Consider the following 13756-nt stretch of genomic DNA (forward strand, 5'->3'; position numbering starts at 1 on the left):
GCCGCCACGGCCTACGGGCCCCGGGCGGCCGGCAGGCGCTAGCCGGCAGGGCGGATGCCACCCTGGAAGACGTTCCACCAGACGTTCTCGACCCGGACGACGGCGCCGGTGTGCGGAGCGTGGATCATCTGGCCGTTGCCGATGTAGACGCCGACGTGGTCGAGGCTCGCGTCGAAGAAGACCAGGTCGCCCGGGATCAGCTGGTCACGGGTGACGTGGCGCCCCGCGTTCCACTGGTCGCCTGTGTAGTGCGGCAGCTGGACGCCGGCCTTCGCCCAGACCCACTGCGTCAGGCCTGAGCAGTCGAACGTGTCCGGGCCGGCCGCCCCCCAGACGTAGGGCTTGCCGAGCTGCTTGTAGGCCTCGGCAACGGCGGTCGCGGCTCCACCGCCCCCCGCGACCGGAGGTGGGGGTGCGGGTGCGGGGGCCGGCGGCGTGACGGGGGTCCCGGTGAACGCGGTGGCCGCCTGTCCGACGAGGGCCGACTGCTGGCGCAGCTGGACCTGCTGGTCGGCCGCCTGCTGGGCGATCCGGGCCGCCTCGGCCGCCGCGGCCTGCTGGCGGGCACGTTCGGCCGCGGCCGCCTCCTCGCGGGCCTTGCGCTCAAGGTCGGCCTGCTTGCCGATGAGGCCGTCGAGCAGGCCCTTCTGGCGCGCCGCGGAGGTCTCGATGATCTGTTTCTGCGTCGCGACGTCGTCGAACGCGGCTCGGGCCGAGGTGAGCGCGGCCTGCGCGTCCATCCGGGCCTGGGTGAGGTCGACCCGGGCCAGCCGCTCCTGGGTCTCGGCGGCGCCGGCCCGGCGGGCGAGGGCGTCCAGCGCGCCGACGCGGTCGAGCGCGGCCCCGGGGTCGCCACCCAGGATCGCCGAGAGCGTGTTCAGGCCCCCGGCGCGGTAGGCCGACGCCGCGAGGTCGCGCCGCTTCTGCACGACGTCCTGGACGGTCCGGTCGGCGCGGGTGACGCGTTGCGCGGCGTCGTCCGCGGCGGCCTGGGCTCGCCCCAGCCGCAGCCTGCCTGCGTCGAACGCCTCGGTGGCCGCCGTCATCTGGTCGTCGAGGCCGGACAGCTGGTCGCGGACGACGGCGATCTGGGCCGTCAGCCCGGCGATCGTGTCCGGTGCGCCGGACGTGGACGGGACTGGCTGCGCCCACGCGGGTGACACCCCAGGCGCGAGAGTCAGCCACCCGGAGATCAGAAATCCCAGCAGAGCGCGGGTGCCTGGAGGCCGGCCGCGCTGGGCAGGTGCCGGACTGAGCCTGACGGGCCAACACTGTGGCATCTGCGGGTCCTGGGACAGACCACGGCCACTATGGGGGCCCTCCGATCGTGTGTTGCACACGGCGCGTCACAGTAACTGTCCGAAGTTGTACAGTCACGCATCTGCGCTGATCGACACGGAGAGTCTCCGGACACCCACTGCGGGCACACCCTTCTCGACCACGTGCCGCCCAATTTAGCGAATTCACACACCAGAAACAGGGCGGTCACTGGTCTGGAACAGCGCCTAAAGAACCTTCGACACCGGAGGATCCGGGACGAGTGCCGCGAGCAGGCGAACCGGGGACCGTAGTCCGCGCGGCGGCTCGCGCGGGGGGAGTACGACGGGAGAGATATGTCCCCACAAGAACTACAGGACGCAGTCACCAACGCAGGCCTGTCCGCGAACGACGCCTGGATGCTCGCCAGCTCCGCGCTGGTGCTCTTCATGACGCCGGGACTCGCCTTCTTCTATGGCGGCATGGTCCGAAGCAAGCACGTTCTCGGCATGCTGATGCAGAACTTCTTTGCCATCGGCATTGTCACGCTGGTCTGGGCCCTGATTGGCTACAGCATCGCGTTCGGGCCGGACACCAACGGCTTCTTCGGTGGCTTCCACTACGCCGCGATGCAGCACCTGGGTGACCCGACCGCGATCGGGTCGATCAACCCGCAGGGCAGCGCCACCCACCAGACGGTGTTCGTCGCCTTCCAGATGATGTTCGCGATCATCACCCCGGCGCTGATCACCGGCGCGACGGCGGACCGCCTCAAGTTCGGCGCGTTCTGCCTGTTCGTCACCCTGTGGTCGGTTCTGATCTACTCGCCGATCGCCTACTGGGTCTGGAACGCGAACGGCTGGCTGTTCAAGCACGCCGTCATGGACTTCGCTGGTGGAACGGTCGTCCACGCGAACGCCGGTATCGCGGGTGTCGTCCTGGCGCTCGTGCTCGGCAAGCGCCGTGGCTGGCCGGGCGGCGACTTCCGCCCGCACAACGTTCCGTACGTCGTCCTCGGCGCCAGCATCCTGTGGTTCGGCTGGTTCGGGTTCAACGCCGGTTCGGGCGCTGGCTCCGGCTCGCTGGCGGGCTGGGCGTTCCTGAACACCCAGATCGCCACCGGTGTGGCCTCGCTCGCCTGGGTCGTCGTCGAGTGGCTGCGTGACGGCAAGCCGACCACCCTCGGTGCCGCTTCTGGCGCCGTCGCCGGCCTGGTCGCCATCACCCCGGCCTGTGGTTTCGTCTCGCCGATGGGCGCGATCGTCGTCGGTGTTCTCGCCGGCGCGCTCTGCGCTCTCGCTACCGCGATCAAGGGCAAGGTCGGCATCGACGACGCCCTCGACGTCGGCGCGGTCCACCTCGTCGGTGGTGTCCTCGGCGCTCTGCTGAACGGCTTCCTGGCCACCACGGACGTCAACCCGCTGGGCAAGGACGGTGTCCTCTACGGCGGGCCATGGAGCGTTCTCGGCTGGCAGGCCGTGGGCGTCGGCGCGACTCTCGGCTACTCGGCCGTGGGCACGCTGATCCTCGGTCTGTTCATCCGGTACGTGGTCAAGGGCCGTCTCAGCGAAGAGCACGAAGAGATCGGCATGGACGAGGCCCTGCACGGCGAGGCCGCTTACCAGTACAGCTCGATCAGCGGTGCGGGCACCGTTTCCTCGCCCGCCCCGTCGCTCGTGCCTGAAGACGCGACAGCCTGACCGGTCGCGTCACGGCGGTCTGACCCGGGGCGGCGGAGGTTCTTCCTGCGCCGCCCCGGCGGCCCCACAGTTTGATGGGCGAGGGTGTGTCGAAATCGACACACCCTCGCTTTTTTGCCCCCAGGATGCCTGAACAGGATTCTTTCGGCTTCTCGGCGGGATACGCGAGTACTTCCGCCTCTCCCACCCGCGCACGGCGTTTTCCACGGTCGAATGGTCCGTAGGCGGCACGTGCTTGCTCACGGGTCCTGGCCGTTGCCGGCCTGGACCTGGTCGCGTCACTGTGAGTGCTGGTCGGCCGCGACCTCGTGGCGGCGGCGGGGTCGACGTCGACTACACCGCGTCACACTTCCGGGTGGCGCGAGGGCCGGTCGAGGTTGCCGCGGCCAGAGCGACGGTCTGCCGTCCGGCCCGGAGGTGGGAGCAGAGGGGTCCCGGAGGGTGAAGGCCTTCGATAGTTGTGGTGAGAGACCACTTTTCGGTTCACTTTGGTCGGCGGCGGCGGTAGCGTCGCCGGGTCCGCTCGGTTCCAACGCGCCTGAGCGGACACAGGCCTGACCAAGGGGGCTCGGGTCTGCCAAGGGAGAGGAACAGCAATGACCAAGCTTGTCACCGCGGTGATCAAGCCGTTCAAGGTTGACGACGTCAAGACGGCGTTGGAGGCCCAGGGCGTGCACGGGCTCACGATCTCCGAGGTTCAGGGATACGGCCGCCAGAAGGGGCACACGGAGGTCTACCGCGGCGCCGAATACAAGGTCGACTTCGTACCGAAGATCAAGGTCGAGGTCGTCGTCGACGACGAGGCCGTCGACGAGCTCGTGGCCGTGATCACCAAGGCGGCGCAGACCGGCAAGATCGGCGACGGCAAGGTGTGGGTGGTCCCCGTCGAGACCGTCGTGCGGGTCCGCACCGGCGAGCGCGGCTCCGACGCCCTCTAGCGACGACGCTGGCCAGCGGCGACGCCTACGCGGACGTCGCGCCAGCCCGCCAGGCGCCCGGGCGACCGGCGCCGCCAGAAGCTCCGGACGCGGCCGTGCCCGGAGTGCGCACCGAGGCTCGGGATCCCCGAGCACTCCCGACCGCTCCCGCCGGGCCCCGCTGGGTGATGGCCTGACAAGCGGGGGGTTCGCCGCCGGTGAACCCCCCGCTTTTCGCTGCCGCTGACGTCCTTGCCCGCGACGTCGCTGCCGTGGACGTCCGTTCCTGCCGGTCCAGTGATCGTGGACCAGGCGGCAGGGGCGTCGTCCCGGCCGATCGATTCGGTAGATGAGTGTGCTTCGGGCAATGTTCTGACTGAAGCGACGGATCTGGAGGTGGTCACGGTGGATCGGCCGACTGGTCAGCCCGGCCCCGGTGCCGCCCCCGCACCGGGCGCGGGTGGCCCCGACGCGGTCGCCGGACTCGTGGCGCTGCGCGGTCGCGACGACGCCTTCCCGGATCTGGTCGGCGCCTCGCTGCGCGCCGCGCTGGCCGATCGGGCGGACGCGGCGCTGCGCGCGTTGTTCGGTGACCCGGGGCCCGGCCTCGCGCTCATCGCGGTCGGTGGCTATGGCCGCCGCGAGCCAGCCTTCGGCACCGACCTCGACCTGGTGCTGGTGCACGACGGCAAACGCGGCTCCGACGCGCTCGCCGCCATCGCCGACGGGATCTGGTACCCGGTCTGGGACGCTGGGGTCGGCCTTGACCACAGCGTCCGCACCGTCGAGCAGGCCGTCTCCGTGGCCGACGGCGACCTGAAGGCGGCGCTCGGGCTGCTGGAGGCCCGCCTGGTCGTCGGCGACGAAGCGCTCGCGGCCCGCCTCGTCGAGGCCCTGCGCACTCGCTGGCGGGCCAGGGCCCACCGGCGCCTGCCCGAGCTCGCCGAGTTCCAGGCCGAACGGGCCCGCCGGGTCGGCGAGGTCGCGTTCCTCCTGGAGCCGGACCTCAAGGAGGCCCGCGGCGGCCTGCGCGACGTGCAGGCGCTGCACGCCCTGGCGGCCGCCTGGGTCGCGGAGCCTCCGGGTGAGCGGGTGCGCGCGGCCCAGCAGCTGCTGCTCGACGTCCGTGGCGAGATCCGCCGCGTCGCCGCCGGCCGTGACCAGGACCGGCTGCTGCTCCAGGACGGCGACACGGTCGCCGCCGCCCTCGGCTACGTCGCCGCGGGTGGCACCCCGGGCGCCGACCAGCCCGACTCGTTCGCGCTCGCGCACGCCGTGGCCGACGCCGGCCGAGCCATCTCGTGGACCTGGGACACGACCTGGAACCAGGTCAGCGGCGCGCTGAAGGCCCGCTCCCGCTGGCGCTCGGCCCGCCCGATCCGCCGCCCGCTGGACGCCGGCGTCGTCGAACAGGACGGCGAGGTCCAGCTCGCCCGCGACGCCGACCCGGCCGGCGACCCGGCGCTCGTGCTGCGCGCCGCCGCCGCGGCGGCCCGCGCCGGTATCCCGCTGGGCCGTTACGCGATCGACCGGCTTGCCCGGGACGCGCACCCGATGCCCGACCCGTGGCCGCCGGCCGCGCTCGACGCGCTGGTCGCCCTGCTCGCCGCCGGTGACAACGCCGTCCCGGTGCTGGAGTCGCTCGACCAGGTCGGCCTGCTCGTCCGCGTCCTGCCGGAATGGGCCGCCGTCCGCAGCCGTCCGCAGCGCAACCCGTACCACCGCTACACCGTCGACCGGCACCTGATCGAGGCCGCTGCGAAGGCGGCCCAGCACACCCGCGAGGTCGACCGGCCCGACCTGCTGCTGCTCGGCGCGCTGCTGCATGACATCGGCAAGGGCTACCCCGGTGACCACACCGACGCCGGCATCCTGATCGTGGAGAAGCTCGGGCCCCGGCTCGGCCTGCCGCCGGAAGATGTCGACGTGCTGGTCGCGATGGTCCGCCACCACCTGCTGCTGCCCGACTCGGCGACCCACCGGGACATCGACGACCCGGCCACGATCGAGGCCGTCGCGCAGGCGGCTGGCAGCATCCGCGTGCTCGGCCTGCTGCACCGGCTCACCGAGGCGGACTCGAAGGCGACCGGCCCGACCGCGTGGAGCGCCTGGAAGGCGCGTCTCATCGGCGACCTGGTCGCGCGGGCGACGGCCGTCCTCGGCGGCGGCCCGGTGCCCTACGCCGGGGAGCTCAGCGACCGGCAGCTCGCCCTGCTCGCGCTGCCCGACGAGCACCTGGTGCAGGTCAACAAGCTGCCGGACGAGGGCATGTACGAGGTCGTGGTGCTCGCCCCCGACCATGTCGGCCTGCTCGCCGTCACCGCCGGCGTGCTCGCGCTCAACCGGCTCGACATCCGGCGGGCCTCGGCGCGCGGCGCGGACGGCCGGGCGCTGCTGCAGGCGGCCGTCGCGGCGACCCACGGGCAGGAGCCCGACCCGCGCCGGCTGCTCGCCGACGTCCGCCGCGGACTGGAGGGCCGGCTCGACGTCGCGGCCCAGCTCACGACCCGCGAGGAGGCCTACGCGACCCGCCGGCCCTGGCGCACCCCCGGGCCGCCGCGGGCGACGTTCGACGACTCCGGTTCCCGGACGGTGCTGGAGGTGCGCGCTCCCGACCGGGCCGGGGTGCTGTTCCGGATCGTGCGCGCGCTCGCCGGCGTCGGCATCGACGTGCACACCGCGATCGTCGCGACGATCGGCCTGGACGTCGTCGACGCGTTCTACATCCAGGAGGCCGACGGCTCCGAGGTGGTCGGCGAGGCCCGCCGCCGCGAGGTCAGCGACGCCGTCGCGGCCGCCCTCACGACCGCCGACACCCCGGCGCCGGAGGCGAGCTAGCCGCCGCTACTGGTCCGGGCCGGCGAGGGTGGCGTCGAGCGCGTCCAGCTCGGTGGTGAACTCGGCGCGCAGCGCGGCCTTGTCGGTGTCGTCGAGCCAGGTGGCGTCCACGCCGTTGAGGACCAGGGTGCGGACGGTCGGCTGGTCGTAGCCGAGGGCCGTGCACAGCTCGACGTACTCCCGGCCGATGTCGGTGTGGAACATCGTCGGGTCGTCCGAGTTCAGCATGACGTTCAGCCCGGCGGCGACCATGTCCTTGATCGGATGCGCGGTCAGGTCCGGCCAGCCGTAGACGACGGCGGTCGACGTCGGGCAGCAGGTGAAGTAGATGCCCTCGTCCTTGCAGCGGTTCAGCACGGCCGCGTCGGCCAGGATGTGGTAGCCGTGGTCGATCCGCTCGCAGCCGAGCACGTCCAGGCAGGTGGTGATGTTCACCGGCGGGGCGTCCTCGGAGGCGTGGCTCGTCAGTCGCAGGCCGCCGGCCTTGGCGGCCCGGTAGGCCTCGACGAACTTCTCCGGCGGGTCGGGCGCCTCGGCGCCGTCCATCCCCAGGCCGATCAGCTCGTCGACCCGGTTCGCCAGCACGTCCTCGACCATCTGGCGGGCCAGCTCTGGCGCGTCCTGGCGGTAGACGTCGGCGATCAGCTTGCAGCGCACGCCGAAGTCGGTCTCGGCCGCCCTGATGCCGTCCACCAGGCCGTCGATGACGGTCGCCATCGGGACGCCACGGCGGGTGTGCAGCGTGGGGTTGAAGAACATCTCCCGGTACCGCAGGTTGCCCAGCCGCACGCCGTCCTCGAGGGACTCGTAGGCGCACCTGGCGAAGTCGGCCCGGTCGATCAGCGTCGACGACACCATGCCGAAGATCTTCAGGAACTCGTAGATGGTGTCGTAGTCGTAGAGCCGAGCCACCTCGTCCGTCGGCAGCGCCACGTCGTGCCTGCGGGCCAGGTCGGCGAAGGTCGCCGCCCGGACCGTGCCCTCGAAGTGGCAGTGCAGCTCGACCTTCGGCACCTTGCGCAGGTACTCGGGATAGTCCATCGCTCGCCTCCACAGACACCGGGCCGCGGGCCGCACATCTGGGCGGCCGGGCGGCCCCACGCTAGGACGTCGGGAGCGTCGTTGGCGTTTCGGTGCGGGAAAGTCCAGGTCACGGCACGAGCAGGGCAGAGTGATCGCCGTCTTCGCCCTCGCGTGGTCGTCAATCGGGCCCGGTCATTGGCTTAGGGACATATATGACGTGAGTCATATTTTCAGACCGGCGCATGGGACGCGCCAGCGCCCCCTCGCAGGTGGGGCGTATTAGCGCGTCGATCTGATCAGTACGTCTGCCACAACCGCACCGTCTGGTCGTTGCTGGCGGTGGCGAGGGTGTGTCCGTCGGCCGTGAACGCCACCGACAACACGGAGCTGGTGTGGCCGGTGAGGGGTTCGCCGATCGGGCGGGGTCGGGTGGGGTCGGTGACGTCCCACAACCGCAGCGTCCGGTCGCTGCTGGCGCTGGCGAGGGTGCGTTGGTCGGCCGAGAACGCCACCGACCACACGGGGCCGGTGTGGCCGGTGAGGGGTTGGCCGATCGGGTGGGGTCGGGTGGGGTCGGTGACGTCCCACAACCGCACCGTCTGGTCGTTGTCTGCGGTGGCGAGGGTGTGTCCGTCGGCCGAGAACGCCACCGACTGCACGGCGTCGGCGTGGCCGGTGAGGGGTTCGCCGATCGGGTGGGGTCGGGTGGGGTCGGTGACGTCCCACAACCGCACCGTCCGGTCGTTGCTGGCGCTGGCGAGGGTGCGTTGGTCGGCCGAGAACGCCACCGACCACACGCCTCTGGTGTGGCCGGTGAGGGGTTCGCCGATCGGGCGGGGTCGGGTGGGGTCGGTGACGTCCCACAACCGCACCGTCCGGTCGTTGCTGGCGGTGGCGAGAGTGTGTCCGTCGGCCGAGAACGCCACCGACAACACGGGGCGAGTGTGGCCGGTGATGGGTTGGCCGACGGGTCGGGCGCCTGTGATCGGCGGGGTGGGTATTGGTCTGGCGGGTGGGGGGAAGGCGGGTTCGTCGATGGGTGGGGCGGGGCGCGGGCGTATCGGATATTCGGGAGCGCTGGTGGGTTTGGCTCGGCCGGTGAGGGTGTGGCTGATCTGCTCGAGCAGATGCCGTGGGGCGTCGTGCTGCGGCAGGGGAAACAGGTCGATAGACACAACTGCGGCCAGGAGACCCGGGCGTGGACAGTCTTCGACGCGGATGGGGAGGAGCTTGCGGCCGAAGCCGTCGGGGTCGGCTGCCTGGGCGGCCTGCCATTCCTGGCGGCCATAGACGGAGTCCAGGTAGGCGCTGGACAGGATCGCGATCGTCCGCGTCGCGCGCCTGACGCCCTCGTCCATCTTGATCTGCCAGTTCGTGCCAGGAACGAAGTCCCACGCCTGGATCAAGACGTGGTAGCCGGCGTCTTCCAACTGCCAGGCCACCCACTCGGCCCACGCGCGGTCAGCGCCGGTGTAGGAGACGAAGAAGTCCCAGCCGTCCGCGCGCGGCGCCGCCTCCGAAGCCAACACGGCCCCGATCTTCGCACGGCTCGTCAGGCTGCTCCCGCCCGGACTGCGTGAGTCTTACCGTGCGGGTCCCGGCTTCCGGGGCAAGGATTGCCGACCCCTACGCAAGTAGAACGTCGTAGCATCGCGCTGACCTGCGGTTGCATCTGCTAGCGGCTGGGCCAGTGGCGGGCGTCGGTTCGGTGTGGGGTCGGGTCCTCGGGTGAGTGGAGGTTGGTGGCGTGGGCCTGGTGGGCGTCGGGCTCGGGTGGGTGGCCCGTGGTTCGGGGGCCTTGGTGGCGCGCGGGTCGCGGTGGGGCGGTGGTCTGGTCCTATCGGATAGTCGCCGCGCTTTGTTTTGCGGGCGGGCCGTATTCCAATTCGATGATCGTTAAGATTGATATCGAGATATGGCCCTAAGATTGATGTTGTCCACGGCGATTCCAGGGGCCTTTACGGCGATTTCCGTGGATCTTCGCGGGCATTAACCCACATCGGGGTTCCGCGAATGGGCTGACTTTCTCGTCAACCTGGTTTAGAATGGTAGCAGATCGATAATTAAATAAGGCGGCCCGGGACGGTGGTGGAACACCAATCCCGGGCCTTGATCCCAACCTTGCACGAACAAGGAGTGGAACCCATGGCGATTATTGCAGATGGGGTGCGGGCTGTGGCCTTCACCCGTCACGGGGTTGGTGCGGCTCGGCTCGCGGTCCAGCGAGAGGCTTTCCGGGCGGCGTGCTCGCAGCGTGGCTGGGTCGCTGGCGGTGAGGTCTGCCAGATCGGCGCGGGCGGTGGCAAGGGTCGCGCCTGGGCGGCGGTCCGGCGGCTGGTACGGGCGCGTCGGTATGACGTGGTCGTGGTCGACGGGCTGGACACGATCGGCGCGTCGGAGAGTGAGATCGCCCGGGAGCTGGTGTTGCTGCGGCATGCCGGGGTGCGGCTGCTGGTCGCGTCGACTGGCTGGGACACCGTGAATCCGATGATGTCGGACTTGCTCGTGGGCGCGCTGCGCACGGTCGCCGCTGTGGCTGGGGCGGTGGCGGCGTGATTGACGTGCCGTTGGTGCGTGCGGTGGCGCTGCCCGGGAGCGGCTACGGCCTAGAGGTCCTGGTAGGCGCGACTCCGGGTGAGATCGCGTCTGTCGCGTCGGGGTTGCCGCCGGCGGCGTTCGTGAGTCACCTGTCCGTCGGCGGGGGCGTGAACCTGCTGTTCCGCCGGTTCCCGGCCGGCGTGCCCGACCCTGCAGCCCCGGCCGGCGGGGCCGATGATGGGCCGGATGCGGTGACGGTGGCTCCTGGCTGGGTGCCGCAGGTCGTCGGGTTCGCGGATCGTGGTCTGACTCCGTACCAGGTCGCGGTAGGGCTGCTCATGACGGCCACGGATGATCCGGCGATAGCCGCGCGGATCTATAGCCTGGTGCAGCGTGAGGAACCGGAAACGATGGTCGCGCTCGGCAGCGTGGTCCGCCCTCGCAACTGCCGCTGCACCTGGCCCGGATAGGCGGCTCCTGCGGCAGGTTGACGGCCGGTGATCCCTGGGTGGGGTTACCGGCCGTCACCATGTCCGGCCCGGGTGGCCCCGCCGTGCGGCGTGGGGTTTCCGGCGGCGGCGCTGGTTTCTGCCCGGCGCGGGAATCCCGCTTTTTCTTCCCATTCTTCGGGGCGAGTGTGATCCCTTCGGAGGGCCGGCGGGCTCTGCCTTACCGGAGGGTTCTCGGCCGTGCAAGACCCGCCATCGGAACCTGCGGCCGGCTGGACGGGTGCGCTCCGCCGTCGATGCTGGTGCCCGTCGGTTGCCGTGCGGAGCGTGCTCGGCCTGGCGGATGCCCACAACGGCCCGGGTGCGGGTCTTGCGCGGTCGGGGTTCCTCCGGTAACCCCTTGGGCGCCGGACCTCTGAGGGGATCACACGGAGGTGTCGTGCACTACCCCCCTTTGGAAGCTGGCCGGGGGTCTGGGGGCAGAGCCCCCAGGGTCTGTCTCGCCCGTCCGGGCGTCTCGCAAAGCGAGCAGCAGCCCCGTCACCCGCCTCGCCTCGACCGGCCCGGAACACCGATCGCGCGGCATACGGACGGAATCCGAGGGGCCTATCTCCCAGCGACGGGCCGACGCTCCGACATGCGCGGGTGGGGTGGCAGCCCGACACGTCCGGGGTGCCGAGCGAAGCGAGGCGGGGCCCCGGGGCGTGGCGGGCTGACGGGGCCCCGGCCGTGCGTGGCGCGTGCGGCGGCACGGCGCGGCGGCCGAAGGCCGCCCTTGAAACCCCTACAGATAATTGACGACGATCTTCGACTAGATGTTCGTTGACGCTTCGGATCGTGTCTGGTTCGGGTTGCCTGGTGGGATGCTGGTGGGCAGTGTGACGTGCCGGGTCGTTCGGGTCGTCTGGGGCCGTCGGGGGGTGGCTGGCAGTGGACGGTCTGTCGGCCCGGGAAGTACGCGCGTTTGCCGAGATGTTCGGGGACTCGACGTCGGCGGGGCCGTTGTTGGCGTCGGTCGGGTTGCCTCGGTGGAGCCAGCCGGCCTGGGAGGGCCTGACTGCCGAGGAGTTCTGGTGGGAGGTCTCCCGGCTGTTCGCGGCGGGCAAGGTGCGCGCTGGTAGGAGTCGTCTGTTGGCTGTGGCGCGGGAGTCGTTCCCGGCGCATGCGGTCTTTGCTGGTGGCGTCGGGGTCCGGTCGGGTCCATCGGTGTGGGATGTGCCGCCTCGGCTGTCGCGGTTCGTGGGCCGTGAGGCGGAGTTGGCGGAGTTGGCGGAGCGGCTTGCGGCTGGTCCGGTGGTGTCGGTGGTGGCGTTGGCTGGCATGGGCGGGGTGGGTAAGACGGCGTTGGCGGTGGAGTACGCCTACCGGCATGAGGACGAGTTCGATGTGGTTTGGTGGGTGGCGGCGGAGCAGGCGGAGTTGGTGGCGGGTTCGCTGGCCGAGTTGGGTGAGGTGTTGGAGTTGCCGGCGGGGGTGGAGCCGGCGGCGGTGTTCGCGGAGTTGCGGCGGCGCGGTAGGCCGTGGCTGGTGGTGTTCGACAATGCTGAGGACCCGGCGTTGGTGGCGCGGTTTCGTCCGTCGGATCGGTTCGGGCGGGTGTTGGTAACGTCGCGGCGGGCGGACTGGGGCGGGCTGGGCAGGACGGTCGCGGTGTCGACGTTGGCGCGCTCGGATTCTGTGGCGCTGCTGGTGGGGCGGCTGCCGGTGGCTGATCCGCGGGTCGCGGATCGGGTCGCGGGGTTGGTCGGGGATTTAGCGTTGGCGTTGGAGCAGGCGGCGGCGTTCTGTGCCCAGACTGGAACGCCGCTGTCGGAGTTGGCGGAGCTGCTAGCGGAGCGGTTGGACGACGTGATTGCCCTGGGGGAGGTTGCGGACCGGGCCGGGGAGACGGTGGCGACGCTGTGGGAGCTCTCGACGCAGCGGTTGGTGGGGACGACGCCGGCGGCGGTGGAGTTGTTGGAGGTGTTGGCGCTGTGCGCGTCGGACCCGGTGCCGCTGGATCTGTTCGACGGCCACGCCGCTCTGTGGGGCGCGGGACCGTTGGCCGAGGCTGCGGGCGACCGCGTTGCCTGGATTCAGGCCGTTGGCGCGTTGGTCGGTTACAGCCTGGCGAGCCGCGATGCGTCCGCGATCTGGGTGCATCGTTTGGTGCAGGCCGCGACTCGGCGATGGATGGGTACGCAGCGGCGGGCTCAGGTGCTGGCGATGCTGGCGGGCGTTCTGCGGGCCGACCTGCCTGGCGACATCCGGCGCAGTCCGCAGGATTGGCCGCGTTGGCGAGAGCTGCTTGCCCATGTCAGCGCTGTGCTGGCGCGCGCCGACGATCCGGTCATGGCGGAGTTGGCTGGGGAGTCGGATCTGCGCGCCGCAGCCGGCGACGTGTCCTGGCTGTGCGACCGAACAGCGACGTTCCTGCAGGAGCATGCCCAACCGGCCGAGGCGCTGCCGTTGTTCGAGCGGGCGTTGGCGGTCACGGAGGCTGTCTACGGCCCCGACCACCCCGACGTCTCGACCCGCCTGAACAACCTGGCGATGGCGCTGCGAGCCCTAGGTCGCGCGAGCGAGGCGCTGCCGTTGCTCCAGCGGGCGTTGGCGATCGACGAGGCTGTCTCCGGCCCCGACCACCCCGACGTCTCGACCGACCTGAACAACCTGGCGTTGGCGCTGCGCGCCCTGGGGCGCGCGAGCGAGGCGCTGCCACTGCTCGAGCGGGCGTTGGCGATCACGGAGGCTGTCTACGGCCCCGACCACCCCGACGTCTCGACCCGCCTGAACAACCTGGCGATGGCGCTGCGAGCCCTAGGTCGCGCGAGCGAGGCGCTGCCGTTGCTCCAGCGGGCGTTGGCGATCGACGAGGCTGTCTCCGGCCCCGACCACCCCGACGTCTCGACCGACCTGAACAACCTGGCGTTGGCGCTGCGCGCCCTGGGGCGCGCGAGCGAGGCGCTGCCACTGCTCGAGCGGGCGTTGGCGATCACGGAGGCTGTCTACGGCCCCGACCACCCCGACGTCTCGACCCGCCTGAACAACCTGG

9 protein-coding genes and 1 pseudogene are annotated in these 13756 nt (G+C 71.1%); 7 read left to right on the top strand and 3 right to left on the bottom strand.

Going from position 1 to position 13756, the window contains the following annotated elements:
* Positions 1-38: 38 nt before the first annotated feature.
* Positions 39-1163: a C40 family peptidase gene (locus tag I6A60_RS20445; RefSeq protein ID WP_307873775.1), complete on the bottom strand. Its 1125-nt coding sequence runs from the start codon at positions 1161-1163 to the stop codon at positions 39-41.
* Between the two features lie 450 nt (positions 1164-1613).
* Here I6A60_RS20445 and I6A60_RS20450 point away from each other — a divergent pair, with 450 nt between their 5' ends.
* The 3 genes from I6A60_RS20450 (at position 1614) to I6A60_RS20460 (ending at position 6712) form a co-directional block, all read left to right on the top strand.
* A complete protein-coding gene (locus tag I6A60_RS20450; RefSeq protein ID WP_203018521.1) occupies positions 1614-2957 on the top strand; it encodes an ammonium transporter in 1344 nt (447 codons plus the stop codon).
* Positions 2958-3553: 596 nt separating this feature from the next.
* Positions 3554-3895, top strand: a complete 342-nt coding sequence (locus I6A60_RS20455; RefSeq protein WP_203018523.1) for a P-II family nitrogen regulator — start codon at positions 3554-3556, stop codon at positions 3893-3895.
* Between the two features lie 465 nt (positions 3896-4360).
* Positions 4361-6712: a [protein-PII] uridylyltransferase gene (locus I6A60_RS20460; RefSeq protein ID WP_203018582.1), complete on the top strand. Its 2352-nt coding sequence runs from the start codon at positions 4361-4363 to the stop codon at positions 6710-6712.
* Between the two features lie 6 nt (positions 6713-6718).
* On the opposite strand, the gene add is transcribed toward I6A60_RS20460, so the two are convergent.
* A complete protein-coding gene (gene add / locus I6A60_RS20465) occupies positions 6719-7753 on the bottom strand; it encodes an adenosine deaminase (RefSeq protein WP_203018544.1) in 1035 nt (344 codons plus the stop codon).
* Between the two features lie 278 nt (positions 7754-8031).
* The gene (locus I6A60_RS20470; protein WP_203018546.1) at positions 8032-9264 is read right to left on the bottom strand and encodes a TIR domain-containing protein; all 1233 of its coding nucleotides are present in this window, start codon (positions 9262-9264) and stop codon (positions 8032-8034) included.
* 616 nt (positions 9265-9880) lie between these two features.
* Between I6A60_RS20470 and I6A60_RS20475 the strand changes: the two genes are divergently transcribed.
* The 4 genes and pseudogenes from I6A60_RS20475 to fxsT all read left to right on the top strand — a co-directional run.
* Positions 9881-10291 (top strand): recombinase family protein, encoded by a 411-nt coding sequence (locus I6A60_RS20475; RefSeq protein ID WP_203018548.1) that lies wholly within the window; start codon positions 9881-9883, stop codon positions 10289-10291.
* Positions 10288-10743 carry a hypothetical protein gene (locus I6A60_RS20480; protein ID WP_203018550.1) on the top strand — a complete coding sequence of 152 codons (456 nt, stop codon included), beginning with the start codon at positions 10288-10290 and terminating at the stop codon, positions 10741-10743. The genes I6A60_RS20475 and I6A60_RS20480 overlap by 4 nt, the downstream gene beginning before the upstream one ends.
* A gap of 951 nt (positions 10744-11694) precedes the next feature.
* A pseudogene (locus I6A60_RS44100) lies at positions 11695-11844 on the top strand (effector-associated domain EAD1-containing protein); the annotation flags it as partial.
* A gap of 15 nt (positions 11845-11859) precedes the next feature.
* Positions 11860-13756 (top strand): FxSxx-COOH system tetratricopeptide repeat protein (gene fxsT / locus I6A60_RS20485; RefSeq protein WP_203055667.1); only part of this gene is annotated, 1897 nt, incomplete at its 3' end.

It is taken from the genome of Frankia sp. AgB1.9, from assembly GCF_016786355.1.
Lineage (GTDB): Bacteria > Actinomycetota > Actinomycetes > Frankiales > Frankiaceae > Pseudofrankia.